The following is a 25,665-nucleotide window of genomic DNA, read 5'->3' as shown; positions in this document are numbered from 1 at the left end:
AGGACACAATGAAAGTAACAAAAGCAGAATTTATAATAAGTGCGGTTGGTCCCGATCAGTTTCCTGTGGACGCTTTGCCAGAGATTGCTCTGGCGGGGCGCTCCAATGTAGGAAAGTCTTCATTGATTAATCGGTTGATTAACCGTAAAAATTTGGCGCGTACCAGTTCTACGCCAGGTAAAACCCAGCAACTCAATTATTACCGGATTAATGATGATCTCTATTTTGTCGATTTTCCCGGTTACGGTTACGCCAAAGTATCCAAAACGTCCCGCAAGGCTTGGGGGCAGATGATTGAGTCTTATTTGCTGGAGCGTGAGCCACTCAAACTGGTGCTTCAAATGGTAGATTTGCGCCATCCGCCGTCCAAGGACGATATCATGATGTATGATTGGCTGCGTCATAACGGGCTTCCCGTATGTGTTGTAGGCACGAAGGCAGATAAAATCCCTAAAACGCGGCGAGAAAAGCATTACAAGGTAATCAAGCAGGAACTCGGAATACTTCCCGGGGGATTGTTTATCCCCTTTTCATCCGAAGAAGGTATGGGCAAGGAAGAGCTGTGGTCTGTCATCTCCAGCTATATAGAGAATGACGAAGAAGAGCAGACGGAATTGTAAGGTTAGGGACGTCCTTGAGGACGTCCTTTTTTCATGGTTCGGGCTTCAAGAAAATAAACTTACTAAATAGGTGGGAATAATATATAATAACAAAAAGAACTCGTGGATTTTAAGCCGAAAAGTGAGTATATGGGGGATAATGCAGTCTCAACCCCATCATTTTCCGTTTATTTCCGATGTATGGCGGGAATTTATAATTTGATGTGCAAGAAAAGCGTTTTAGGTCTGATGTATAATAAATTTAAAGCTTAAACTTATAGGTTCAGGAGAGAATTGAGGAGATGGGTATGGCTCAGCGGTTAGCCACAGAGTATGTTAAAACCACTTTGACCTTGTCGGAAACCCAAATGGACGAATTTTTGCGGGCAGTGGATGATCCCCAGGTGCATTACTATATTAAAGTTCTAGATAACGGAAGACAGGAAATCGTTCTGGAGCATAGTGCGGGTGAGGAAGTTCATTTGTTTTTTGAAGCCAAAGAGGGAGCGTTTGTGTGTGAATTGACTTGTCGCTTAATTCATCCGCAACTAACCCTGTTTATACGCAAACTTTTTGTTCGTTTTAAGGGCGAAGGCATCGTTTACCGAATGTATCAAGGATTCACTATGGTGTATTTTTATAATGAAGGTACGGTTCGTAAAATTATGGAGAAGAATGCCGGAGGCTCCAGGCTGGTATTCGAATATAAAAATACGGTGCAGGAATTGCAACAGCTTTTTCAGCATCAGAACGTCGAAAATGAAATATCTGACGTATATCATCTCATTAATTCGTTGCTTGACCAGCGGAATTTGGCGCGTACTTTCTCGGAGTTGGAACAGATTGACCACAAGCTTCGAATGAGTTGCTCAAAATTATTTGCACTGGAAGCTTAATAAGGCATGAATATATGGAATGAATCGTTATGCCGTGTAGTCCCTTTCTTTACCGAAATAGGCTTTTTTATTCCGAAAAAATGATTGCATTTGCTGCACATAGATGTTATTTTTAATCTCGTTGAAAATGAAATATAGGAACCAGGATTCACTCAGGACATTGAATGTTGCGAGAGGTTATTCCCTCGGGAAGTGAATGACGTAGGTCCTAGCGGATGAAATTTTTCCAAACATTTTATTCCTAGGAAGGGGGAACCGAAAGATGGAATTGGAGTACTCAACTTTCGGAAGACACGTTGCCGTAGATACTTGGGGTGTTGAGTTTGAATTACTGAATGATGCGCAGTTTTTGGAGGCTCAATTAGTTGAAGCAGCTGAAGCTTGCGGAGCAACGGTGATGTCCGTTCAATCCAAGCAGTTCGAACCACAGGGAGCTACCGTGCTTGTACTGTTGTCGGAGAGTCATCTCTCTATTCATACGTATCCTGAGAGAGGGTTTGCCGCTATTGATTGTTATACTTGCGGTGAGACTGTCGATCCGCAGCTGGCTATTGATTACCTGGTATCCGTTCTAAAACCGAAAAAAACATATGCGAAAAAGCTGATTCGCGGCTTGGGAGAACTTCAGGTGGAATCACCAGAGTGCAAGCTGGCTGAGTTAGTGTAAATCGTTTTTTATGGAGCCATTTGTGCGTCCTATATTATAACCATGGAACATTTCCATGGTTATTTGTTTTAAAAGTGGTCTACACTAAATCAAATCATACAGAACGTGCTGGTTTCATGAAAGCTATTCAATTTTCATAAACAATTCATAAAACAGCCGGAGGAGATTCGGACTTCTGTGATATAATTAACATAGTTTATGATAACAGTGGTTATTCTTATTACAGTTTAGGCAGGTGAATTTGCAATGCACATCGTCGTTGTTGGGTTGAATTATCGTACGGCGCCTGTGGAAGTCAGAGAGCGTTTTACATTTGCAGAACAAGATTTGCCAAAAGCGCTGGAGCAACTCAAACTTACCAAAAGTGTGTTGGAGGGCGTAGTTGTCGCAACCTGCAATCGGACTGAAATATATGTTGTAGTGGACCGCCTTCACATGTGCGGCTATTTTATACGCAGTTTTATGGAGCAATGGTTTGGCATTCCGCGTGATCAATTTACACAACACTTATATATATATGAGGACGAGCAGGCGATTCGGCATTTGTTCCGTGTGACTTGTGGTCTTGATTCTATGGTAATCGGAGAAACACAAATTTTGGGACAGGTAAAGAACGCTTTTCTTCAGGCTCAATCCCAGAAAATTACGGCAACGTGGTTTAATATGTTGTTTAAGCAGGCCGTCACATTGGGCAAGCGTGCCCATTCAGAGACATCTATTGGAGAAAGTGCCGTATCTGTCAGCTATGCAGCAGTTGAGCTGGGCAAACGGATTTTCGGGATGTTTACCGATAAAAAGGTACTGATTCTCGGTGCTGGTAAAATGAGCGAGCTTACCGTTAAGCATTTGTACAGCGGCGGAGCAGCCGAGGTTATTGTAGCCAACCGAACCTTGTCCCGTGCGGAAGACCTTGCCTCCAAGTTCCATGGAACGCCGGTTACGATGGAGGAAGGCATGAATCGGTTGGCGGACGTGGATATTGTTATTAGCTCGACAGGTGCCCAAGGGTATATTCTGGATCGGACTCGGGTTGAAGCAAGTATGAAACGTCGACAGTCCCGTCCTTTGTTTATGATTGATATTGCGGTTCCGCGTGATCTCGACCCGGCTATTGGTGAATTACAGAATGTTTTCCTGTACGATATTGATGATCTGGAAGGGATCGTGGAGAGCAATTTGGAAATGCGCCGTACCGAAGCTACAAAAATCGAGCATATGATCGAAGATGAGCTTAGCGAGTTTTATCAATGGTTGAAAACGATGGGAGTGCGTCCGGTGATTCGTGCATTACAGGAAAAAGCGGAGTCTGTACACCAGGATACGTTGGAAAGCTTGTTCAATAAGCTTCCCGAGCTGGATGAACGGCAACGCAAAGTGATTAGCCGTTTGACGAAGAGTATGCTGAACCAGATGATGCATGATCCGATCAATCGGGTAAAGGAACTGGCTGTCCAAAAACAGGGAAATGAGGCCCTGGACATGTTTAGCCACATTTTTGCTCTGGAGGATCGTTTGGATGACGCCGCTCAGAAAGTAGATAAAAGCGATGCATCTGCGTTAATAAAACCGGAAGCCGGTGTTCATGAGAAAACCGTTCAAGCTCAGGCTTTGCCAGCGTCGTTTGCGCCGGCCAGCCTGTAAAAGTGGGTGAACAGACGTGGCTTCAGGCATGCTTATATATGATTCAATGATTTATGTTTTTGCCCTGAGCCTTCTGTTTGTATTCTCGGATGGGATTCGTCGCAATGCGAATGCTAAACGGACAGGTACAGGGCTTCTTGTTGTCGTTCTGGTGCTCCAGCTTGCTTATATGGGGATAAGAACCTGGAATGAAGGGCACCTTCCTATTTTCGTGACCTACGATTTTCTATTTCTGTTCTCAGTTATTTTAGTGCTGATTTCTTTGATTTTGACACGTTATCAGCGTTCCGAATTTGCGGTATTGCTGCTTAATATTATTAGTTTTGCAGTGCTGGTGCTCAACAATATATGGATGGAGCCTCTCGACAACCCGCTTGGAAATTGGCATACCGTGCATGGGCTGCTCCTGATTCATATTGCGCTGGCTAATCTTGGTTTTGTAGCGATGACGGTAGCGGCTGTATTTTCGGGGTTATATCTGTTTTTGCATCGTAAATTGAAAGTAAAGAAATGGAATGACACGATCAGACGCCTGCCGAGTCTGGAAATGATGGATCGGTATACGCATATGGCGCTGTTGATTGGTACTCCTTTGCTGGGAGTCTCTATTGTAGTTGCCGTTATTTCTATTATTGCTGAGGAACGCTGGCTTCTCTTGCTAGATACCAAGGTGCTGATGACAGCGATTGCCTTGTGTGTGTATATTATATTTTTAGTGAGCAAAAGATTGAATCAGCGTTCAGGGCTTGTGATGGCAAAGTGGGCATTGGTGGGCTACACGCTATTGATTCTTAATTTTTTGCTGAATTCCTGGTCTGTATTTCATCAGTGGACGGGAGAGTGAAAAGCCATTTGCAGCATTTTGTCCCGATTTCGTTGAATTGTAAGAATAAGATCTGTTGTATTGTAGGTGGCGGTAGGATTGCGGAACGAAAGGTAAAGGGGATGATGGAAAGTGGGGCGTTCATTACCGTCATTAGCCCGAATATAACGTCGGATTTACAGGTTCTGGCCGATCACAAGCAGCTCCACTGGGTAAATCGCGTATATCGCGAGGGTGACCTCCAGGGAGCCTTTCTTGTATATGCCGCTACGAACCAGAGAGAAGTGAATAATAAGGTTGCGCATGAGGCCAGACAAAGGGGTATACTGGTAAATGTGGCGGATCGCTCGGAAGAGGGAGATTTTATAACGCCGGGCATCATCCGACGAGGGAGACTGACGATTAGTATTTCTACAGAAGGGGCAGGCCCCGCTGTGACCGCTGATATTACATCAGCCTTGGATACGTTGTTCGGTAGCGAATATGAGCCTTATCTGGATTTCATGCACGATATGCGACAGATCATCAAACGTAAGATAAGTTCCCCACAGCAAAGGACCAAACTACTGAGGCGCTTGGCGAGTAGCGGAATTTTGGATCAAATACGCCGTCATGAATTTATGGCTTGGACCGAACAAGAAATAGACCTGTGGATTGCGCAAAATCAGGAGGAATAACATGCGAACAATTGTGGTAGGCAGCAGACAGAGTGCGCTGGCGTTAACTCAGACCGGGCATGTCATTGAAGATTTGAACGCGCTATGCGCGGAGCATGGAATGGATTTGCAATTTGTCGTAAAGAAAATCCTGACCAAGGGTGATCGAATATTGGATGTAACCTTGTCCAAAGTGGGTGGCAAAGGGCTTTTTGTCAAAGAGATTGAACAGGCCATGCTGGCTGGTGAGATTGATATGGCAGTACATAGTATGAAGGATATGCCTTCCGAATTGCCGGAAGGGCTTGTCAACGGCGCTGTACCGCGTCGTGAGGATCCACGTGATTGCCTGATCACATTGGGCGCCGAGAGCCTGGAGGATTTGCCTCAAGGGGCAAAGGTGGGCACGAGCAGCCTGCGTAGAGCCAGTCAAATCAAGTCCATGCGACCTGATCTACAATTGGAGCCTGTGCGTGGTAATATTGATTCCCGTCTGAAAAAGCTGGAGACGGAAGGTTTTGACGCTATCATTTTGGCGGCAGCAGGCTTGCACCGGATGGGCTGGAAAGATCGAATTACGTCCTATATACCGGAAGCAGACTGTTTGCCGGCGGTTGGGCAGGGAGCGCTGGGTATTGAATGTCGTGCGAGCGATGAAGAACTCTTGGCCTTGCTGCGCCTTTACAACGACCGGGATACCTCGGCTACCGTTGCGGCAGAACGTACCTTTCTGGGCGTGTTAAATGGGGGTTGCCAAGTGCCGATCGGGGCTCATGCCGTCTGGGCTGGTCAAGAAATCAGCCTCACGGGCATGGTAGGCTCGCCAGATGGCGAGGTTATTTTGAAGGAAACGCTCCAGGGAAATGATCCGCAAAAGCTGGGAGAAGCGGTGGCGGCCAGTTTGATAGCCAAAGGAGCAGAACAGATTCTGGCGCAGGTGAGGGGATGATAGCATGGCAGGAAAAGTATATTTGGTAGGTGCAGGACCCGGAGACGCAAGATTAATTACGGTCAAGGGTTGGGAATGCATTCAATTGGGCGATGTCATTGTGTACGACAGACTGGCAAGCCCGCGCCTCTTGGGATTGATGAAGCCAGGGGCCCAAAAAATATATGTTGGCAAGTTGCCAGATCGTCACACCATGAAGCAAGAGGAAATTAATCAGCTGTTGGTGGATTTGGCCTTGGAAGGAAAAACAGTTGTTCGTCTTAAAGGGGGAGACCCCACTATATTTGGACGAGTCGGCGAGGAAGCCGGGCTACTGCGTAAACATGGTATTTCCTATGAAATTATACCCGGCATCACATCAGCAATCAGTGTGCCCGCCTATGCGGGTATTCCAGTCACACACCGGGATATGGCCTCATCGCTATCTATCATTACAGGTCATGAAAGTCCGGATAAACTCGACAAAAGTATTCATTGGGATAAAGTGACGAACGCAACGGGCACACTGATCTTTATGATGGGTGTAGCAAAGATTGGCTATATCAGTGAACAGCTGATAAAACACGGCAAGCCATCAAATACTCCTGTTGCCTTGATCCGCTGGGGAACCCGCGCCGAGCAGGATACGCTGGTGGGTACGCTTGCGGATATTGAAGCTAAGGTGAAGGCTGCGAATTTTCAGCCTCCCGCCGTCATCGTTGTCGGAGAAGTGGTCAATCAACGTGAACAGTTAAAATGGGCTGAGGACATGCCTTTGTTTGGCAAGCGAATTTTGGTTACTCGCGCGCGTGCGCAGGCCAGCAGTCTGGTCCATCGGATAGAGGAGCTTGGTGGCGAGCCTTATGAATTTCCAGTTATTCAGACGGTCGCCCCTTCGGACGAGCCAACCAAACAGGAAATTAAAGAGGCATTTGCGCGACTGCCAGAATATGATTGGGTGTTTTTTACCAGCGTTAATGGAGTGGAATACTTTTTCACGCACTTAAAGGAACAGGGCAAGGACGTACGTATGCTGTTCAAAGCGCGTATTGCCGCAGTCGGACCGGCTACAGCAGCCGCGCTTCGGACACACGGAATTGTGGCAGAACAGATCGAGGGCCCTTTTCAGGCAGAAGGCTTGCTCGAAGGATTGGAGCAGGATTTGCAGGCAGGGCAGAACGTATTTCTCCCAAGAGGTGATCTAGCTCGGCCGTGGCTGCCAGAAAAGCTGAGGGAGATGGGACTTCATGTGACCGAGGCTGATTTGTATCAAACGGTGCTAGCAGCCAACACACAGGATGATGAACTTCTCAAGCTGCTTGAGGAGCGTGCCATTCATGCGATTACGTTTACCAGTTCCTCAACTGTAACCTTTTTCTTAGAAGCCCTCAGACAAATGGGGATCCATGATCCAGTGTCGCTGCTGGAGGGAGTTACGATTGCTGTGATAGGTCCTTTGACCGGTGAGACAGCTACCCAAGCCGGCTTGACTGTAAGTTTTATGTCAGAGAAGGCGACCATTGAAAGTCTGATCCAATCGTTGTGTGAGTGGAAACGTTCAAGTACTGTTATGACATTATAATTTTTTTGTTTTTACTAATGAATGTATAAAATATGGAGGTTTGTAATCATGAGTGTTCCTTTTACCAGACATCGCCGTTTGCGCCAGTCGGCTGCAATCCGCAGTATGGTGCGTGAGACCGTATTGAATCCCGCTGATTTTATCCAACCGATCTACGTAACATTTGGCACTGGGGTGAAACAGGAAATTATCTCTATGCCAGGTGTATACCGTTTTTCTCTGGATCGGCTGGAGGAAGAACTGAAAGAGATTAGTGAGCTCGGCATTCCCGCTGTGCTCCTATTTGGCATCCCAGAAACCAAAGACAGCGTAGGGACTTCGGCTTTTGTGGACGATGGTATTGTTCAGGAAGCTACTCGTCTGATCAAGTCGCGTTATCCCGAACTGCTGGTTGTGGCTGACACTTGTTTGTGTGAGTTTACGGACCATGGACACTGCGGTATGGTGCACATGCATGAGCATGATGGTGAGGTATGCGGTGAGGTATTGAATGATGAATCTCTGGAGGTGCTGGTACGTACAGCTGTATCTCAGGCCAGAGCTGGTGCAGATATTATCGCGCCATCTAATATGATGGACGGTTTTGTACAGGCGATTCGGCAGGGGTTGGATCTAGAAGGCTTTTCACATATTCCAATTATGTCGTATTCCGTCAAATATGCGTCTGCTTTTTACGGTCCTTTCCGGGAGGCCGCAGATTCTGCGCCGCAGTTTGGTGACCGCAAATCCTATCAGATGGATCCTGCTAATGCACGTGAAGCATTGCGAGAAGCAGAATCTGATGTGCTGGAGGGGGCAGATATGCTGATGGTGAAGCCTTCCCTTTCTTATCTTGACGTAATGCGCACGATTAAGGATCAATTTGATCTGCCTATGGTGGCTTACAACGTTAGTGGTGAATATGCCATGGTCAAGGCAGCGGCACTTCAAGGCTGGATTGATGAAAAAGCAATGGTGCTAGAGATTTTGACAAGTATGAAGCGTGCGGGTGCAGATATGATTATTACCTATTCGGCCAAGGATGCGGCAAGATGGTTGAAGCAATAAGTCTATTTTCAGAAGATAGGAGTGGTCAGAATGATCGACGAACAACGAACAGTGCGCAGGGATACGAACTCCAAAGTAGCCTTTGATGAGGCAAAACAATACATTCCGGGTGGCGTAAACAGCCCGGTACGGGCTTTTAAATCTGTTGGGATTACACCTGTGTATATCGACCATGGCGAAGGATCGCGCGTATATGATATTGATGGTCAATCCTATTTAGACTATGTATGTTCATGGGGACCGCTTATTATGGGCCATGCACATCCCGAAGTGGTTAAAGCTTTACAGGCTGCTGTTGTAAAAGGAACCAGCTTCGGCGCACCAACGTTGGCAGAAACCGAAATGGCCAAGCTCGTATGTGAGCGTGTTCCTTCTATGGACATTGTACGTATGGTTAACTCCGGAACTGAGGCGACTATGAGTGCGATTCGACTCGCACGCGGATTTACGAGCCGTAGTAAAATTCTTAAATTTGAGGGATCATATCACGGTCATGCGGACAGCTTGCTGATTAAAGCAGGCTCTGGTGTTGCCACATTAGGCTTGCCCGATAGTCCCGGTGTGCCTGAAGTTGTGGCCACCCATACAATCACTGTCCCTTATAATGATTTAGCTTCGGTGAAGCTAGCTTTTGAGAAATTTGGCGAAGAGATTGCCGCAATTATTGTCGAGCCAGTAGCAGGCAATATGGGAGTTGTACCGCCACAGCCTGGATTTTTGGAAGGTTTGCGTGAGGTAACCCAGCAGTACGGAAGTCTGCTGATTTTTGATGAAGTGATGACTGGATTCCGGGTTGGACTTCATTCGGCTCAAGGTCGCTTTGGTGTGACACCGGATCTTACCTGTTTGGGTAAAGTGATTGGTGGTGGACTCCCTGTAGGTGCTTACGGCGGACGTCGCGATATTCTGGAGCAGATTGCTCCATCGGGGCCCATTTATCAAGCGGGTACGCTTAGCGGAAATCCGCTGGCTATGGCAGCAGGTTATTCGACACTTAAATTGCTGACGCCAGAAGTATACGATCGCTTGGAAGAGCGGGCAGCACGACTTCAAGCCGGATTCGAACGTAATGCGAACGAGCTAGGTATCCCTGTCACGATCAATCGCGTGGGTTCCATGGTTTGTCCATTTTTTACAGAAGAAAAGGTTGTCAATTTTGATACAGCTAAAACGAGTAATCAGGACCACTTCCGTCGTTACTTTACTGAAATGGTGAATGAGGGAGTCAGTGTAGCACCATCTCAATTTGAGGGTATGTTTGTATCGGGCGTGCATACGGTAGAGGATATTGATGCCACCATTGAGGCGAACTATCGCGCGCTCAAACGTCTATGAGCTGGCAAGGTGGCTGGAAAAGAAGAGGACCCTGGCTGGAAGTCACGCCAGGACGGGAAATCACAGACGGGGAAAAAAACAGCGCTGATGCTGTAGATCAGTGGTTGCTGAATCGTTTGGAATTACCGGAAAAGCTGTGGCGCAGACTGCGCCATGATAAAGAGATTGAACTTACAGGGGACCGGCTGCGGCTGGCCCTTTTTCCTGTAATGAACCTTGGCATCACCCCTCGCTGGTATGATTTGAAGGTACTGTATGAAGATGATTTTTGTCTGGTAGTACATAAACCAGCAGGTATGGCAGTACATCCGGACGGTGGTGTGCAGGATGGTCCGCTGACGTTGGATCATGCTGTCGCATCCTACTATGAGATGAATGGCATTCATGCGGTGGTACGGCATGTACATCGTCTGGATGTGGATACGACGGGCCCAGTGCTATATGCCAAAAATGAGTTTGCGTTGCTCAAGCTGGACGAGCAAATGAGAGCTAAGGATATCGACCGCCGGTATGTAGCTTTGGTACGAGGGAAAGTACCTCCATCGCTGCGAACGTTGGATTGGCCGATTGGCAAGGACAGGCATCATAAGCAGCGCCGTCGTGTATCTCCGACTGGGCAGAAGGCGGTTACCCATATTGAACTCGGGGAAGTATGGGGAAGCGGTTCAAGTGCAGTGAGTCTCGTATATCTGACGCTGGAGACAGGACGGACGCACCAGATTCGCGTACATCTTAGTCATGCTGGCTACCCGTTGCTTGGGGATGTATTATACGGGGGGCGTGCTACTGATTTTGGCAGGCAGGCGCTACACGGAGAGCGTCTTACCTTCTGTCATCCGCTGAGTGGCGAAACGATTACTGTTGAGGATGCTTGGCCGGATGATTTTCAAAAGCTGCACAAACAGCTATAAAAGATGGCATGCCTTCTATTTTGGCGCATATACTTGAACCTAGAAACGGTTTGCAATATGGAGTTTCCGTGCGCCTGACCAGAAGTCAGAGGATGTGCGGAGACTGCCCAAAGGAGGATGCCATCCTTGAACAAACAACAGAATGATCAGCCGCAAGGCTTGCGTTTTGATATTTATGAACGCATTCATTTGACGGAGGAAGCTGCCGGGATTGCTGAGTTGGAGGAAATCGAGCTTCTGCCACGCATTCAGGTTGTAACCCACGGCGACCATGCCGCTTTGCGAGGGCATTTGCTGCTGGAGGGCGTGTACCGCACACCTGAACAGTTCACGAGCGAGCTTCATCATTTGATCCCTGTGGAAATTACCATTCCGCTAAACCGCGTAGGGAGATTGGAAGATATCTCTGTCGAGATTGAAAATTTTGATGTGGACCTGCTTTCTTTACGTAGTCTAAACATTACAGGCGTTCTTTCTTTGCATGGTGTGGAAAGCTCGCACGCGGAAGAGACGGCGGTCTGGTTGGATGAGGAATTTACCGTAGTGCATGCACCTGAGCATCCGGTTCAATCCCTTTCCGCCGATGAAGAGTATCGTCAGGCAGAGGCCTATTCTACCAATGATTCGACCTCTGATTACGTTACAGATCCTGAAACCTCCTACAGTGTGCCAGTACAACAGGAGTCCGTTTCCTGGGAACAGCTGTCTGAGGACCATGGGGAACAGCAATCATCGTCGGAACAGCAAGCTTATGAGCCAGCAGTAGATCCTAACCGATTCTATGAGCCTTGGACGGGCAAAGCAGTTGAAGACAACTCTCCCGAGGTCAAACATGAGCATGGGTCTCCGGAAGTGTGGGGATTTCAGCAAAAGGAAGCATGGGCAGGGGGAAATGAGTCCAAAGTATCTTCCGCATCTCCTAATGTAAATTATGACCCTTTGCTGTCTGAACCGCATCCTGCTACGGAGTCCGAGGTCTATCTGGAGCCACAGTTGGAAGCAAGTCAAGTAGATAGCTTCGACTTCAGGCCTGAAGCGTCAGAACAGGTGAATCACGAGGCCCATGACACTTTTACTGAGGATAAGCCAGAGATGCGTGTGGCGCTTAACAGTAAAAAGGATGAAGGGGCAGACGAGCCAGACCCGGTTGTCTACTCATCATTGCTCCAATCCAGCCGTTCGGTGAAAGAAGCGGAATACCAGCAGCAATTGGAGCAGGAGCCACAGGATCAGGATCAGAAAGCCGAAGAAGAGCGGGAGAATGCCAAGTGGAAGAACCTTTTTTTTCATACACAAGATGAAACACCTTTTCGTAAGGTGCGGTTATGCATAGTACAGCGCGAGGATACACTGGAAACCATAGCTGACCGTTATCAGCTCAGCACGCGTGAGCTTCAACTGTATAACAGATTGGCGGAGCATCATGTGGAAGAAGGACAGGTATTGTACATCCCTTGATCCGGTTGCTGAAAAATGCACAGCGGGTGTTGACTATAGTCAATGGGAAATGTATGATGTGGTATAGTTATTGAAAGACTGAGATCGGGAAGAGTAGGCAGCAAGCCCTTCAGAGAGTGGAATTGCAGCGCTGTGAGGTTCCGCAGGAAGCTACTGGCCGAAGTCACCCGGGAGTCGCCTGTTTGAACGGTTCCTCATTTCATTCCTACGGAAGATAAGAGGTTCACGGTAGAATAAGGCCGGTCCGCAACCGTTATCTGCATAAAGTGTCACACCATGTGTAATGGATCAGTGGATACATACACTAGGGGTGAAACAAAGGTGGTACCGCGAGAGAACAGCCTTTCGTCCTTTGAGGATGAAGGGCTTTTTTATTTGCCAATTGAAAAATCATGGAGGTATCCTGATATGTCAGAACAAGACAACAAGACAACCTTGGAAATGCCAACAACGTACGATCCAAAATCAGCAGAACAAAAATGGTACAAAACGTGGATGGAGAAGGGCTATTTCCGCGCTGGGCAACATCCAGAGGCAGAGCCTTTTACAATCGTTATTCCACCACCGAATGTTACAGGTATGTTGCATATTGGACATGCTCTTGACTTTACTTTGCAGGATATTATTATTCGCGCCAAGCGGATGCAGGGCTATGATGCCTTGTGGCTGCCAGGGGCAGACCATGCGGGTATTGCTACCCAAACAAAGGTAGAGCAAAAGCTGCGTGAAGAAGGCCTGACACGTTATGATTTGGGCCGCGAGAAGTTTTTGGAGAAAGTGTGGGAGTGGAAGGATCTTTATCTAGATAATATCCATAACCAATGGGAAAAGATGGGCTTTTCTCTCGATTATTCTCGTGAGCGTTTTACGCTGGATGAGGGACTGTCCCAAGCGGTACGCGAGGTATTCGTTAAACTGTACAAGAAGGGTCTGATTTATCGCGGTAAACGCATCATAAACTGGGACCCTGCTGCACGTACTGCATTATCGGACATTGAGGTGGAATACAAAGAGGTGAACGGAAATCTGTATCACCTGCAATATCCACTGAAAGACGGTAGCGGATTTATTACGGTAGCCACTACACGTCCTGAAACGATGCTGGGCGATACAGCTGTAGCTGTACACCCGGAAGATGAACGCTACAAGCAAATGATCGGCAAAACGCTTGTGCTCCCAATCATCGGACGGGAAATTCCGGTCATTGCGGATGATTATGTTGATAAAGATTTCGGTAGCGGCGCGGTTAAAATTACACCGGCTCACGACCCGAATGACTTTGAAATGGGACAACGTCACCAGCTGCCACAAATTACGGTGATGGACGAAACGGGAACGATGAATGCCGAAGCAGGCAAATATCAGGGCCTTGATCGTAGCGATTGCCGTAAGCAAATCGTCACTGATCTGAAAGAGCAGGGCGTACTGATTCGTATTGAAGAGCACGTACATCAAGTAGGCCACAGCGAGCGTACTGGTGTAGTTGTAGAACCTTATCTGTCTACACAATGGTTTGTGGAAATGAAGCCTCTGGCAGCTAAAGCCATTGAAGTGCAGAAGGCTGGCAACGGGGTAAACTTTGTACCGGATCGCTTTGAACGTACTTATCTGCATTGGATTGAAAATGTGCGTGACTGGTGTATTTCCCGTCAATTATGGTGGGGACACCGTATTCCGGCTTGGTACGATGAGGATACCGGAGAAGTTATTGTATCGGCGGAGGACCCTACAACTTTGCCTGAGTATGCTGGCAGAAAGCTAAAACAGGATGAGGATGTGCTGGATACTTGGTTCAGCTCGGCTTTGTGGCCGTTTTCGACACTGGGCTGGCCTGAGCAGACAGAGGACCTCAAACGTTACTATCCGACTAATGTCTTGGTTACAGGCTATGACATTATTTATTTCTGGGTATCGCGTATGATTTTTACAGCACTCGAGTTTACGGAAGAGATTCCGTTCAAGGACGTACTTATGCACGGGTTGGTTCGTGATGCGGACGGTAGAAAAATGTCCAAATCCCTCGGCAACGGTGTTGATCCGCTCGACGTGATTGACCAATATGGTACCGATGCCATGCGTTATATGATTTCCACCAGTAGCACGCCTGGGCAAGACCTTCGTTTCCGCTGGGAGCGGGTGGAGCAGGCCCGCAACTTTGCCAATAAAATCTGGAATGCGTCACGCTTTGCGCTGATGAATCTGGAAGGCGTCACTTCGGCAGATATAGACATTATTGGTGACCTGAGCACCGCTGATCGTTGGATTCTGCATCGTCTAAACGAAACTTCACGCGACATCACGCGTCTAATAGATGCTTATGAATTTGGCGAGACAGGCCGCCTTCTGTATAACTTTATTTGGGATGATTTGTGCGACTGGTACATTGAGTTTGCGAAGCTTTCCCTATATGGCGACAACGCAGATGCGAAAAAGAAAACGCAGTCCGTACTTGCATATGTATTGGACCGGACGCTGCGCATGATTCATCCGTTCATGCCGTTTATCTCTGAGGAAATATGGCAGCATCTTCCACATGAGGGAGAAACGATTACACTGGCCGCTTGGCCTGTTTATGATCCGGCTTTTGAGGATAAGGATGCAGTTGCAGAAATGAATTTGCTGATCGACGTAATTCGCGCTGTGCGCAATATCCGTGCTGAAGTCAATGTGCCGATGAGTAAAAAAATTGAGTTGCTCATAAAACCCGGCGATCAAGCCGTTCTCGATATCATTAACCGCAATGGGGAATATGTGCGTAGATTCTGTAATACGTCTGAATTCGACGCGGGATTAGAGTTCACCGTTCCAGATAAAGCGATGACATCTATAGTTAGCGGCGCAGAGCTGTACCTGCCGCTGGCCGGACTGCTTGATATTGCCCAGGAAATCAGCAGACTGGAAAAAGAACTTCAGCATTTGAACAGTGAAGTGGAGCGCGTGGAGAAAAAGTTATCTAACCAAGGCTTTGTGGCGAAGGCACCAGCTAAAGTCATCGAGGAAGAGAAGGCCAAGCAAGCCGATTACTCAGATAAGCGCGCTAAAGTTATCGCACGTATTGAAGAACTCAAGGGATAATTTCACTCACAATAAAATGACCTGAAGGTGAAGAGGATGTCAGATACGATCAGGGGCGGAGATACGGCTCCTTTACAAAGCTATGATGAGGCAGTGGAATGGATTAACGGCTTGATTCCGTTTGGTATCAGACCTGGACTGGAACGAATTGAACAACTAATGAGTAAATTGGGTGATCCGCAACGACATCTGAAATTTGTGCATATTGCGGGAACCAACGGTAAAGGCTCGACTTGTGCCTTTCTGACCTCTGTGCTACTGAAATGTGGGTACGATGTCGGGACTTTTACGTCTCCGTACATCACCCGATTTACGAACCGCTTTCAATTCAATGGGACCGATATTCCCGATGAAACGCTGGTTTTGCTTGCCAATCGCTTGTATCCGTTGGTGAAAGAAATCGCAGATAGTGAATTGGGATCACCTACAATGTTTGAGGTATCGACAGCGTTGGCTATTTTATACTATGCTACGGTATCTTTCCCAGATGTTGTGGTATGGGAGACAGGTCTCGGGGGAAGGATGGATGTAACTAATATCGTGAATCCAATCCTCTCGGTTATTACAAATGTCGGCTATGACCATACGGATATTTTGGGAGATACGCTCGAACAGATTGCAAGGGAAAAAGCCGGTATCATCAAACCGGGTGTACCTGTCGTCAGTTGTGTTTCCCAACCCGAGGCTATTCAGGTCATACGTGAAACGGCGACAAAGCAAGGAGCTACCTTGTACCTGGCAGGAGAACAATTTACGTATGAACGGCTAAACGGAGATGAAACAGCTCAAACCTTTTCATTCGCGGGGCCCTTCCGACATATGGAAATTGACATCACGTTGTTAGGCGAGCACCAATGTTCTAATGCGGCAGGAGCTATGATGGCACTTGAGGTCCTACGTCAGTATATGGCTTTTGTGTTGGATGATGCAGAACTGCTGGAGGGCTTTAGGCAAACTGCCTGGGCAGGGCGTCTCGAACAAGTCAGTACATCACCGAGAATTGTTCTTGACGGGGCTCATAATCCAGAAGGAGCACAGACGCTGGCCAAGAGTCTTCCTCAAGTGTATTCGTACAAAAAATTGGTTTTAATGATGGGGATGCTGTCAAACAAGCATCATGAAGCATACTTGCAGCATATACTGCCACTAGTGGATACGCTTATCCTGACCGAGCCCGATTTTCGGCGCAAAATGAATGCCGCTGAATTGGCTCATCTCGTGGAGAAGCTGCGGCCGTCTTATGCCAAAACGGATTTAAAAATAATTGTAGAAGGTGACTGGAAAAAGGCTCTTGGCCTGTTTCAATCACATACGGAAGCGGAAGATCTGGGGGTGGTGTCCGGCACGCTGTACCTTATTGCGGATGTACGGGCTACCCTTATGTATCAAACCGATTCGGAAAAAGGTTGGTGAAATTTGTTGATTACTTCGGAACATGTTCATTTTATCGGTATCGGCGGCTACGGGATGAGTGCGATTGCTCGGGTCATGCTGGAGATGGGTTATACCGTGACTGGCTCAGATGTGGCATCACAGGAGCTGACAGAAAAACTGGCGGCAAAAGGTGCAAAAATATATATTGGACACACGCCTGAGCATATTGCAGGCGCGGATATCGTCGTCTATTCAACAGCATTGTCACGTGACAATGTGGAGCGGGTGGCAGCGGAGGAATTGAATATTCCAACTCTGCACCGTTCGCAGATGCTGGCTCGCTTGCTTAACGAACGTAAGGGAATAGCTGTTGCGGGTGCGCACGGTAAAACGACAACCTCTTCCATGATCGCTCTGGTTATGGAGAGATGTAACGTTGATCCAACGTATATTATTGGCGGCGAAATCACGAATTTGGGGACGAATGCCAAAGCAGGTAAAAGCGAGTTTGTCGTTGCTGAGGCGGATGAGAGTGATGGTTCTTTCCTGCAATATCATCCTTGGCAAGGCATCGTAACCAATATTGAAGCAGATCATTTGGAAAATTACGATGGCGACTTTAATCGTCTGAAAAGTGCTTATGTACAGTTTTTGAGTCAAATTCGACCGGATGGAGCGGCTATTGTATGCGCAGATGATCAGAACATCCGGGAAATGCTGCCTCAACTCCAGACTCGGGTCATTACTTATGGAGTGGAGCATGAAGCGGATTATATGGCGACAGATATCCAATTAGGTGACCGTCGATTAAGCTTCACTATGAGCCGTAAGGGAACAGCACTCGGAACAATCGAACTATCAGTGCCGGGTAAACATAACATGTATAATGCGATGGCGACTGTAATTTCATGTTTGGAAGCAGGGATTCCATTCGATCAAATCGCTGCTACAATTGTGGAATTTCACGGAGCGAAGCGTCGGTTTCAAGTACTAGGTGAAAGCAATGACATACTGATTATTGATGACTATGCGCATCACCCAACAGAGATTGAGGCTACGATTAGCGCAGCGAGAGCGACGGGCAAGCGTATTATTGCTGTATTCCAGCCGCAACGCTATAGCCGCACCTTTTTCCTGCTCGATGCGTTCAGCCGCGCGTTTAGCGAGGCTAGTGAAGTCATCATTACCGATATTTACTCACCAGCGGGAGAAAAACAGATTGAAGGCGTGCATTCTTCCAAGCTCGTGGATTTAATCGTCCAAAACAGCAATGCTAATGCAATCTATTTGCCGACCAAAGAAGCTGTGATCGAGGAGTTGAAAGATCGATTACAGCCGGGTGATCTTGTGCTGACGATGGGAGCGGGAGATATCTGGAAAGCAGGTGACGCGTTAGCGCGCCATCTTCGCGGACAGCAAGTGTAATACGTATATAATGAGCTGTTACGCCAATGAATTACATTTATTCAAAGGTATTCCGAACACGACTGTGTTCGGGATACCTTTTTTTGTAATGCTGGGGCATATATTCTTAGCTTGACTCATACAACAGACTATGAGGAAGTATGGGACAAGGAGGGAGTGCATCCATGAACAAGACCAAGATGACATTCCGGTTCGACCAACAGTTGCCGGAGACAAGCCGGGAGGATAAGCTACAGGTGCTTCCGTACAAAAACGAATCGATTACGAACGAACAGCGTGAAACGATTAGAGATAAGGAGTTATATCAAAAAGATAAGCTTCATCAAGCTGATAACCCGCAAAAAGAAACGGAACGGATTAGAGGAATGAAGAAAAATACTGAAACTACGCAAGAAGCAGAGCTCAATGAGCCTGAGGATCTGAATAAACGCATTTCAAGTCGGCGCTTTGCTCCGACTTTAAGAGTACAAGAGGGATGGGATGACCCCTTTGGTCGTTCGGCGGCTTCCTGGTCAGATGCGGAAGTTCTACCGGATAGCCTGGAAGAGGATGAGGAAGCTTATCATTCTGGTCAAGAGTACAGAAGACGTCCGCCCCACCCTTCTAGATGGAAACTGGTTGGCTCTGTAGCCAGCGCACTGGTGACCGGAGGCATGTTTGGATATATTATGTTGTTACTGTTTAACGGAGGAGGCATGGTTCCGGGATCAGATCCTTCAGTAGAGGAGGCTGTACCGGTCTTTAAAGAATCTGTTGGTGTGGATGCAATATCTGCAAAAGAGAATTCTGTCCCTGTCACTGTCATAGAGGCTCAGGTACCACCTCAAACCTACTATTTGTTGCAATATGGGGTTTTCAGCACCCCAGAACGGGCCTTACAAGCAAAAGAAGAACTATTAAAGGCAGGTATTGCAGCAGGAGGGGATACCGAGGACCAAAACCGGGTATATGCAGGAATATCACCGGATAGGGAGCAAGCCAAGTTGCTCAGCAATCAGTTGAAAACACAAGGAGTCGAATTGTATGTTCGTGAGCTTGAATTGCCTGGATTTGAAAAAGCGGCTTACGGAGGCGAAGGTGATAAACTCACTAGCTTTTTTCAGTTAAGTAGCTCATTGGTGGGTAAGTTGAGCGGACTTTCCTCAAACTTGCTCGGAGAAGGAGGTCCGAATACGGTGCCAGCCTCCGACATGAAGGAGCTGAACGACCTGCATCAGCAGTGGACACAAAATATCACTGTACTTCCCAGTGGTCTTCCGAAGGAAGCGGTTGCCTCCGCAACCTCACTTGAAAAGGCGATGAACAGCGCGATCTCTGCACTTGGGGAATATAATAAGAATACTGCCAAGGAACACATTTGGGAGATTCAGTCCTCCATGATGGAATATGTTTTGCGTGAGAGGGAATTTATCCAATTCATAAAACAATAGGCTAACCATATTTTCCGGCAAGGAACTGGAAATAGTTCCCCATGCCGGATTTCTGTTTGTATTGCAGTACAAATCACCGTATAATAATGAAGGTGTCAAAAAATGGCGAGGGAAGATCAGGATGAAAAAAAATGTAGGAATGCTTATACTGTTTTTGTTGCTCGGTTGGCTCTTGGGTGCATGGATTGCCAAAGCCCTTCAATCGATCAAATTCCTTTCTTTTCTGACCCACCCCACTAGGATATCTTGGTCGCCGAGAGCGGACCTGGATATTATCAGCTACAACATAACAATAAATTTTGAATTGAGCCTGCTTAGTCTGATCGGCATCATTGCCGCGTTCTGGCTGTACCGCAGGCTCTAACTGATGAAAAGGAGCTTCCCTTATGGACGGGAAAATTACGCCCCGCATTATTTTGGCATCGACTTCACCAAGAAGGAAGGAATTGCTCGCATTTTTGAGACTCCCCTTTGAGGTGGTGCCAAGTCATGCGGATGAGAGCACGCCTGAGAGCTGGACGCCTCAGCAAATCGTGGAGACCCTTGCGGCACGCAAAGCCCAAGCGGTCGTGAACACCGTCACTCAGTCGAAGGAAGCCGGACTGGTGATTGGCAGTGATACCATTGTCGTGCTGGATGGTTCGGTATTGGGCAAGCCAGCCGACCATGCGGACGCAGTTCGCATGCTGACTGCATTGCAGGGAAGGACACACCGCGTGTACACCGGGGTAGCCTGCATACATACCGGAACCGGCGAAGTGCTTGTCAGACATCGCCAAACGGAGGTTACAATGAAGCCTCTGAGTCAAGAGCAAATTGTGGCATACGTGAATACTGGTGAACCGTCTGACAAGGCAGGAGCGTATGGCATTCAAGGCATGGGTGCTACGCTGGTGGAATCTATTCAGGGTTGTTATTTTAACGTCGTAGGATTGCCGCTTTCCTTGCTGTCGGACATGCTGTCCGATTTTGGAGTGAATGTGTTGCGTCCATAAAGGGGATAAACATATGCTGGAGTCGCCAATACTGATGCTTCGCGACCTCCCCCATGAAGAACGACCAAGAGAGCGCATGATGACATATGGGGCGGATGCCTTAAGCAACGCGGAATTGCTGGCAATATTGCTGCGTACAGGAACGCAAAATGAGTCTTCGGTGCATTTAGCGCAGCGTATTTTGCAGCAGGCAGGAAATTTGCGTCAACTGGTGGATATGAGCTTGAACGAGTTGACCCAGATTAAGGGCATTGGGGATGCTAAAGCGATACAGCTAAAAGCGGGTATCGAACTGGGGCGTCGATTAGCTTTGTCTCGCCATTTGGAGACCCCGGTGATTAGTTGCCCGCGGGATGTGGCAGATCTGTTGTTTGAGCAGCTTCGTTATTTGCAGAAAGAGCATTTTGTATGCTTGTTCCTTAACACTAAAAATCATGTCATTGCTCAGGAAACACTATCTATGGGTAGCCTGAATTCTGCCATCGTGCATCCACGTGAAGTATTTCGGGCAGCAATCAAATGCAGCAGTGCTTCAATAATTTGCGCTCATAACCATCCGAGCGGTGATCCGAAGCCAAGCCCGGAAGATGTCCAGTTGACTCGCCGCCTGATGGAAGCGGGCAACATCGTGGGTATCGACGTGCTTGATCATATAGTGATCGGGGACGGGACCTTTGTAAGTTTGAAGGAACAAGGTCTGATATAATATAATATTTAAATCAAACATTTAAACACGACCGGATAATCCGGCCTGAATAAACCGCTTATACATTGGATAACAGATTTCAGGGAAGAGAAAAGGAGATTACATCATGCTGGGTGGCTTTACAAAAGATTTGGGAATAGATTTGGGGACGGCAAACACGCTTGTATACGTAAGAGGTAAAGGAATTGTGGTTCGTGAACCATCTGTAGTCGCTTTGCGTACAGATACAAAAACCATTGAGGCTGTTGGTGAATCTGCGAAAAAAATGATCGGTCGCACACCGGGAAATATCCGTGCGATTCGTCCGATGAAGGACGGTGTCATTGCTGATTTTGATACGACAGCAACGATGATCAAATATTTTATCCGTCAGGCGCAAGCCCAACGCTCTTTGTTTCCACGCCATCCGAACGTGATGGTTTGTGTGCCTTCGGGCATTACTGCGGTGGAGCAGCGTGCTGTTGAAGATGCGACGAAGCAAGCAGGCGCAAGAGAGGCATATACGATAGAAGAGCCGTTTGCAGCAGCAATTGGCGCTGATCTTCCTGTATGGGAGCCTACAGGCAGTATGGTTGTCGATATCGGTGGAGGTACAACCGAGGTGGCAGTCATTTCCCTGGGTGGGATTGTAACAAGCCGCTCCGTGCGTGTCGCTGGCGATGAAATGGACGAGTCCATCATCCAATACGTGAAGCGCCAATACAATCTGATGATTGGTGAACGGACTTCAGAGCAACTGAAAATGGAAGTGGGTTCAGCTATGCCATTAGAGCAAGTGGAAACCTCGGAAATCCGTGGACGTGATCTGGTAACAGGTTTGCCGAAGACAATCACGATTACTTCTGATGAAATTAGTGAAGCATTATCGGATACAGTCAATGCAATCGTGGATGCGGTTAAAGTAACACTGGAAAAATGCCCTCCCGAATTGGCAGCGGATATCATGGATAGAGGTATTGTACTTACTGGCGGTGGAGCACTTCTACGTAACCTGGACAAGCTGTTGGCAGGTGAAACCGGAATGCCGGTGATCGTAGCAGAAAATCCTCTAGATTGTGTGGCAATCGGTACAGGCAGAGCGTTGGAAAATATTCATTTGTTCAAATCGCGCAGCAGTTCTGCCGTCCGTTCCAAACGTTGAATCGGGGGTGTAGGAACTGTTTAAGCTGTTTGGCAATAAAAGACTATTTGTTCTATTGATTGGAATCGTTCTGTTTATTGCCCTTATGGGGATTACACTTGGACAGAGGAATTCCTTAACCTGGCCCGAGAAGTTCGCCAGAGATTCGATTGGCTTTGTGCAAGGTATCTTTTACAGGCCCGCTTCTGCAATAGCGGGCTTCTTTGAAGATATCGGGAATATGCGCAGTATCTACGAAGAAAATGAACGGTTAAAAATTGCTGTGGCAAAGCTGACTCGTGACCAAATTCAGACCCATAATTATGTTGAAACAAATGCCAGACTGCAGAATGAACTGAAGTTCACCCAAACGCAAAAGGCGAAAAATAATTATGATTATCGTGTTGCTCAAGTGAACAGCGTCAGCAATGATTCCAAAACGCTTGTGATCGATATTGGTGAGAAGGACGGAGCGAAGGTTGGTCAGGAAGTCAGTTCGCTTGAAGGATTTGTAGGAGTCATTAGTCAAACGGGGAATTTTACGTCCACCGTTACCCTATTGACTACATTGGATCCTAAAAATCCGAATTCTTATGCTATTGCAGCGACAGTCTTGGGCAAGGAAAATCAATCGTTTGGTATGATTGAAAGCTATGATCCGGGTACGAACAGATTTCAAATGACTCGCATTGAGGAAAAAGATCCAATCGCAAAGGGTGATCAGATTATTACATCTGGCGCAGGTGGTAAATTCCGCAAAAACCTAATGGTTGGAACGGTAGAGAAGATTCAGGTTGGGGAGTTTGGCAAAACACGGACAGCGATTATTAAACCGGCAGCCAGCTTTGTGGATTGGAAAGAACTGCTCATCCTCTACACTCCTGAGGTACCGGAATAATGAAGATGCGCGGTCAGGTTCTAATACTGCTGCTGTTTGTACTGTTTATAGCTGAAGGGACGATTCTTCCATGGCTTCTTCCGGATAGTTGGCATTCAAGAATGGTTCCGAATTTTGTGTATGTCGTGATCTTGTTTGTGTCTGTGTATTACAGCCGTCATACAGCATTGGTGCTAGGTATTGTTTTTGGACTTATTCATGATGTAGTGTTCTATGGGTTTATCATTGGGCCTTATTCTTTTGCAATGGGGTTGTCTGCATACTTATTGGGGCTTGTTTTTACAGCTCGACGTGCGCAGATGCCCATTATGATGGCAGCCGTGTTGATTGGTAGTTTCCTCTTGGATTCTATGCTTTTTGCCATTGACCAGCTGTTCCAGCTGAATCATCAGACTTTCAATTGGGCACTTGCTCAGTATATAATTCCTGATTTATTTATCCATTTTCTGTTCGCCCTCATCATTTATGTCCCAGTTCGCAAGCAGTTGCAGCGTTTGGGTACCCGTGTGAAAAAGGAAGAGGCTGTCTAGGTCTTTTTACACACATTTTGTCCGGGTTAGCAGGGATTTGACGTCCCGGGGACGAAATGATTGAGATAGGAGGGACAGGCTAATGGCGGTGAAATCGAATCATGTCACGATTAAAGGCATCAAAGATGGCCTGGTATTCCTGCTGGACGATCAATGCGAGTTTGAGAATTTGCTGGGTGAGCTGCGTTTTAAGCTGGAGCACAGTCATCAAAATATTTTAACAGGCCCGATCATTCATGTGGATATTAAGCTGGGAAGCCGAGAAGTGACAGAGGAACAGAAGGAAAGTATTCTGGAGATTTTGAAGCAAAAGGGGAATCTGCTCATCAGGTCTGTAGAAACACCTGGACTGCCTGTGGAAGTGCAGGGAAAGCCCCCTATTCACACGGTGACAGGGATTATCCGATCTGGTCAAGTGCTTCATCACAATGGGAACCTACTCTTTTTGGGAGATGTAAACCCGGGTGGAATTATAACATGTACTGGTGATATTTATGTCCTCGGCGCTCTGCGAGGCATGGCGCATGCAGGGATGGAGGGAAATAGTGAAGCGATTATAGCGGCTTCCTATTTTGCACCGACACAGCTGCGAATTTCCGAAATGATCAGCCGTCCACCAGACGAATGGGAGACACGTGAATCCGGTATGGAATTTGCGTATCTCAAGGATGGCGCTATGCAAATAGATAAAATGAGCAATATTGTGCGTCTGGGCCGCGATTTTAACGTGTTCAAAGGGGTGTAGCACATGGGAGAGGCTATCGTCGTCACTTCAGGAAAAGGCGGCGTCGGCAAAACGACGACGTCAGCCAATATAGGAACAGCGCTTGCACTGCTCGGCAAAAAGGTATGTTTGGTGGATACGGATATCGGTTTGCGTAATCTAGACGTTGTGATGGGTCTGGAAAACCGAATTATTTACGACCTTGTTGATGTAGCGGAAGGTCGTTGCCGTTTAAATCAGGCACTGGTTAAGGACAAGCGTTTTGAGGAGCTGTATATGCTGCCAGCCGCTCAAACCAAGGACAAGAGTGCTGTTACGCCGGAGCAGGTTAAGGATATTATTTTGGAGCTTAAAAAGGATTTTGAATATATATTGATCGATTGCCCTGCGGGTATTGAACAAGGCTTTAAAAATGCCATTGCTGGGGCGGATCAGGCTATTGTTGTGACTACTCCGGAAAATGCAGCCGTACGCGATGCAGACCGGGTAATTGGTTTACTGGAAAGCTCACATGTGATATCACCCAAGTTGGTGGTTAACCGCATTCGCAATAGCATGGTTAAATCCGGAGATATGTTGGATATTGACGGGATTTTACAAGTGCTTAGCATAGACCTTATTGGGATTGTGCCGGATGATGAAATGGTAATTAAAGCAGCTAATACAGGGGAGCCTACCGTTATGAATCCAGATTCACAGGCCGCGATTGCTTACCGTAACATTGCGAGACGGATTTTGGGCGATACAGTGCCCCTCATGCAGCTAGACCAGAAGAAAAGCGTGATGACACGTTTTAAGAAGTTTTTTGGTATGGGTGGATGAGGAAAACCGGAAGTTATGGCTGG

24 protein-coding genes and 1 other annotated feature are annotated in these 25,665 nt (G+C 47.2%); all 24 genes read left to right on the top strand.

The annotated features are described in order from the left end of the window. Positions 1-8 precede the first annotated feature (8 nt). The 24 genes from yihA (at position 9) to minD (ending at position 25,642) form a co-directional block, all read left to right on the top strand. Positions 9-620 carry a ribosome biogenesis GTP-binding protein YihA/YsxC gene (yihA, locus tag MKY35_RS20070; protein WP_029518405.1) on the top strand — a complete coding sequence of 204 codons (612 nt, stop codon included), beginning with the start codon at positions 9-11 and terminating at the stop codon, positions 618-620. Between the two features lie 287 nt (positions 621-907). Further along, positions 908-1,495, top strand: coding sequence for a hypothetical protein (locus MKY35_RS20065; RefSeq protein ID WP_029518406.1), 588 nt, complete (start codon positions 908-910; stop codon positions 1,493-1,495). A gap of 268 nt (positions 1,496-1,763) precedes the next feature. Then, positions 1,764-2,162 (top strand): adenosylmethionine decarboxylase, encoded by a 399-nt coding sequence (speD, locus tag MKY35_RS20060; protein WP_025365654.1) that lies wholly within the window; start codon positions 1,764-1,766, stop codon positions 2,160-2,162. Positions 2,163-2,408: 246 nt separating this feature from the next. After that, positions 2,409-3,803 carry a glutamyl-tRNA reductase gene (gene hemA, locus MKY35_RS20055; protein ID WP_029518407.1) on the top strand — a complete coding sequence of 465 codons (1,395 nt, stop codon included), beginning with the start codon at positions 2,409-2,411 and terminating at the stop codon, positions 3,801-3,803. A 16-nt stretch (positions 3,804-3,819) separates the two neighbouring features. Further along, on the top strand, positions 3,820-4,647 hold the full coding sequence (ccsA, locus tag MKY35_RS20050) for a cytochrome c biogenesis protein CcsA (protein ID WP_029518408.1): 828 nt from the start codon (positions 3,820-3,822) through the stop codon (positions 4,645-4,647). Positions 4,648-4,655: 8 nt separating this feature from the next. Beyond that, entirely contained in the window at positions 4,656-5,303 is a 648-nt protein-coding gene (locus MKY35_RS20045) for an NAD(P)-dependent oxidoreductase (protein WP_342446675.1), read from the top strand. A gap of 1 nt (position 5,304) precedes the next feature. Beyond that, positions 5,305-6,231, top strand: a complete 927-nt coding sequence (gene hemC, locus MKY35_RS20040) for a hydroxymethylbilane synthase (RefSeq protein WP_342444647.1) — start codon at positions 5,305-5,307, stop codon at positions 6,229-6,231. A gap of 4 nt (positions 6,232-6,235) precedes the next feature. Next, positions 6,236-7,792, top strand: coding sequence for a uroporphyrinogen-III C-methyltransferase (cobA, locus tag MKY35_RS20035; protein ID WP_342444646.1), 1,557 nt, complete (start codon positions 6,236-6,238; stop codon positions 7,790-7,792). 48 nt (positions 7,793-7,840) lie between these two features. Further along, on the top strand, positions 7,841-8,839 hold the full coding sequence (hemB, locus tag MKY35_RS20030) for a porphobilinogen synthase (RefSeq protein WP_342444645.1): 999 nt from the start codon (positions 7,841-7,843) through the stop codon (positions 8,837-8,839). 30 nt (positions 8,840-8,869) lie between these two features. Next, on the top strand, positions 8,870-10,174 hold the full coding sequence (gene hemL, locus MKY35_RS20025; RefSeq protein WP_342444644.1) for a glutamate-1-semialdehyde 2,1-aminomutase: 1,305 nt from the start codon (positions 8,870-8,872) through the stop codon (positions 10,172-10,174). Beyond that, positions 10,171-11,085, top strand: coding sequence for an RluA family pseudouridine synthase (locus MKY35_RS20020; protein WP_342444643.1), 915 nt, complete (start codon positions 10,171-10,173; stop codon positions 11,083-11,085). The genes hemL and MKY35_RS20020 overlap by 4 nt, the downstream gene beginning before the upstream one ends. Positions 11,086-11,211: 126 nt before the next feature. Then, on the top strand, positions 11,212-12,543 hold the full coding sequence (locus MKY35_RS20015; RefSeq protein WP_342444642.1) for a LysM peptidoglycan-binding domain-containing protein: 1,332 nt from the start codon (positions 11,212-11,214) through the stop codon (positions 12,541-12,543). A gap of 71 nt (positions 12,544-12,614) precedes the next feature. Beyond that, positions 12,615-12,899: a binding site (T-box leader), on the top strand. Positions 12,900-12,951: 52 nt separating this feature from the next. Next, a complete protein-coding gene (locus tag MKY35_RS20010) occupies positions 12,952-15,618 on the top strand; it encodes a valine--tRNA ligase (protein WP_342444641.1) in 2,667 nt (888 codons plus the stop codon). A 36-nt stretch (positions 15,619-15,654) separates the two neighbouring features. Beyond that, positions 15,655-17,031 carry a folylpolyglutamate synthase/dihydrofolate synthase family protein gene (locus MKY35_RS20005; protein WP_029518417.1) on the top strand — a complete coding sequence of 459 codons (1,377 nt, stop codon included), beginning with the start codon at positions 15,655-15,657 and terminating at the stop codon, positions 17,029-17,031. A 6-nt stretch (positions 17,032-17,037) separates the two neighbouring features. After that, positions 17,038-18,417: a UDP-N-acetylmuramate--L-alanine ligase gene (gene murC / locus MKY35_RS20000; protein WP_013311605.1), complete on the top strand. Its 1,380-nt coding sequence runs from the start codon at positions 17,038-17,040 to the stop codon at positions 18,415-18,417. A gap of 164 nt (positions 18,418-18,581) precedes the next feature. Beyond that, entirely contained in the window at positions 18,582-19,847 is a 1,266-nt protein-coding gene (locus MKY35_RS19995; RefSeq protein WP_342444640.1) for an SPOR domain-containing protein, read from the top strand. Positions 19,848-19,968: 121 nt separating this feature from the next. Beyond that, entirely contained in the window at positions 19,969-20,211 is a 243-nt protein-coding gene (locus MKY35_RS19990) for a DUF4321 domain-containing protein (protein WP_023989955.1), read from the top strand. Positions 20,212-20,233: 22 nt separating this feature from the next. Beyond that, a complete protein-coding gene (locus tag MKY35_RS19985; protein ID WP_039272577.1) occupies positions 20,234-20,842 on the top strand; it encodes a Maf family protein in 609 nt (202 codons plus the stop codon). A 13-nt stretch (positions 20,843-20,855) separates the two neighbouring features. Then, positions 20,856-21,548, top strand: a complete 693-nt coding sequence (gene radC / locus MKY35_RS19980; protein ID WP_103050169.1) for a DNA repair protein RadC — start codon at positions 20,856-20,858, stop codon at positions 21,546-21,548. 106 nt (positions 21,549-21,654) lie between these two features. Further along, positions 21,655-22,689 carry a rod shape-determining protein gene (locus MKY35_RS19975; protein WP_013311600.1) on the top strand — a complete coding sequence of 345 codons (1,035 nt, stop codon included), beginning with the start codon at positions 21,655-21,657 and terminating at the stop codon, positions 22,687-22,689. A gap of 55 nt (positions 22,690-22,744) precedes the next feature. Continuing rightward, positions 22,745-23,566, top strand: coding sequence for a rod shape-determining protein MreC (gene mreC / locus MKY35_RS19970; RefSeq protein ID WP_029518420.1), 822 nt, complete (start codon positions 22,745-22,747; stop codon positions 23,564-23,566). After that, positions 23,566-24,096: a rod shape-determining protein MreD gene (gene mreD, locus MKY35_RS19965; RefSeq protein ID WP_029518421.1), complete on the top strand. Its 531-nt coding sequence runs from the start codon at positions 23,566-23,568 to the stop codon at positions 24,094-24,096. The genes mreC and mreD overlap by 1 nt, the downstream gene beginning before the upstream one ends. A gap of 82 nt (positions 24,097-24,178) precedes the next feature. Continuing rightward, the gene (locus MKY35_RS19960; RefSeq protein WP_342444639.1) at positions 24,179-24,841 is read left to right on the top strand and encodes a septum site-determining protein MinC; all 663 of its coding nucleotides are present in this window, start codon (positions 24,179-24,181) and stop codon (positions 24,839-24,841) included. A gap of 3 nt (positions 24,842-24,844) precedes the next feature. After that, the gene (gene minD / locus MKY35_RS19955; RefSeq protein WP_013311596.1) at positions 24,845-25,642 is read left to right on the top strand and encodes a septum site-determining protein MinD; all 798 of its coding nucleotides are present in this window, start codon (positions 24,845-24,847) and stop codon (positions 25,640-25,642) included. Positions 25,643-25,665 lie beyond the last annotated feature (23 nt).

This window comes from Paenibacillus sp. FSL L8-0638 (assembly GCF_038593075.1).
Classification (GTDB): domain Bacteria; phylum Bacillota; class Bacilli; order Paenibacillales; family Paenibacillaceae; genus Paenibacillus; species Paenibacillus polymyxa_D.
This window is presented reverse-complemented; position numbering and strand designations above follow the sequence as displayed.

What these genes read in the sequence shown, in the direction of transcription:
- yihA (WP_029518405.1), top strand. Translation starts at nt 9, where the DNA reads ATGAAAGTAACAAAAGCAGAATTTATAATAAGTGCGGTTGGTCCCGAT.
- MKY35_RS20065 (WP_029518406.1), top strand. Translation starts at nt 908, where the DNA reads ATGGCTCAGCGGTTAGCCACAGAGTATGTTAAAACCACTTTGACCTTG.
- hemA (WP_029518407.1), top strand. Translation starts at nt 2,409, where the DNA reads ATGCACATCGTCGTTGTTGGGTTGAATTATCGTACGGCGCCTGTGGAA.
- hemC (WP_342444647.1), top strand. Translation starts at nt 5,305, where the DNA reads ATGCGAACAATTGTGGTAGGCAGCAGACAGAGTGCGCTGGCGTTAACT.
- cobA (WP_342444646.1), top strand. Translation starts at nt 6,236, where the DNA reads ATGGCAGGAAAAGTATATTTGGTAGGTGCAGGACCCGGAGACGCAAGA.
- hemB (WP_342444645.1), top strand. Translation starts at nt 7,841, where the DNA reads ATGAGTGTTCCTTTTACCAGACATCGCCGTTTGCGCCAGTCGGCTGCA.
- hemL (WP_342444644.1), top strand. Translation starts at nt 8,870, where the DNA reads ATGATCGACGAACAACGAACAGTGCGCAGGGATACGAACTCCAAAGTA.
- MKY35_RS20020 (WP_342444643.1), top strand. Translation starts at nt 10,171, where the DNA reads ATGAGCTGGCAAGGTGGCTGGAAAAGAAGAGGACCCTGGCTGGAAGTC.
- MKY35_RS20010 (WP_342444641.1), top strand. Translation starts at nt 12,952, where the DNA reads ATGTCAGAACAAGACAACAAGACAACCTTGGAAATGCCAACAACGTAC.
- MKY35_RS20005 (WP_029518417.1), top strand. Translation starts at nt 15,655, where the DNA reads ATGTCAGATACGATCAGGGGCGGAGATACGGCTCCTTTACAAAGCTAT.
- MKY35_RS19995 (WP_342444640.1), top strand. Translation starts at nt 18,582, where the DNA reads ATGAACAAGACCAAGATGACATTCCGGTTCGACCAACAGTTGCCGGAG.
- MKY35_RS19990 (WP_023989955.1), top strand. Translation starts at nt 19,969, where the DNA reads ATGAAAAAAAATGTAGGAATGCTTATACTGTTTTTGTTGCTCGGTTGG.
- MKY35_RS19985 (WP_039272577.1), top strand. Translation starts at nt 20,234, where the DNA reads ATGGACGGGAAAATTACGCCCCGCATTATTTTGGCATCGACTTCACCA.
- radC (WP_103050169.1), top strand. Translation starts at nt 20,856, where the DNA reads ATGCTGGAGTCGCCAATACTGATGCTTCGCGACCTCCCCCATGAAGAA.
- MKY35_RS19975 (WP_013311600.1), top strand. Translation starts at nt 21,655, where the DNA reads ATGCTGGGTGGCTTTACAAAAGATTTGGGAATAGATTTGGGGACGGCA.
- mreD (WP_029518421.1), top strand. Translation starts at nt 23,566, where the DNA reads ATGAAGATGCGCGGTCAGGTTCTAATACTGCTGCTGTTTGTACTGTTT.
- MKY35_RS19960 (WP_342444639.1), top strand. Translation starts at nt 24,179, where the DNA reads ATGGCGGTGAAATCGAATCATGTCACGATTAAAGGCATCAAAGATGGC.
- minD (WP_013311596.1), top strand. Translation starts at nt 24,845, where the DNA reads ATGGGAGAGGCTATCGTCGTCACTTCAGGAAAAGGCGGCGTCGGCAAA.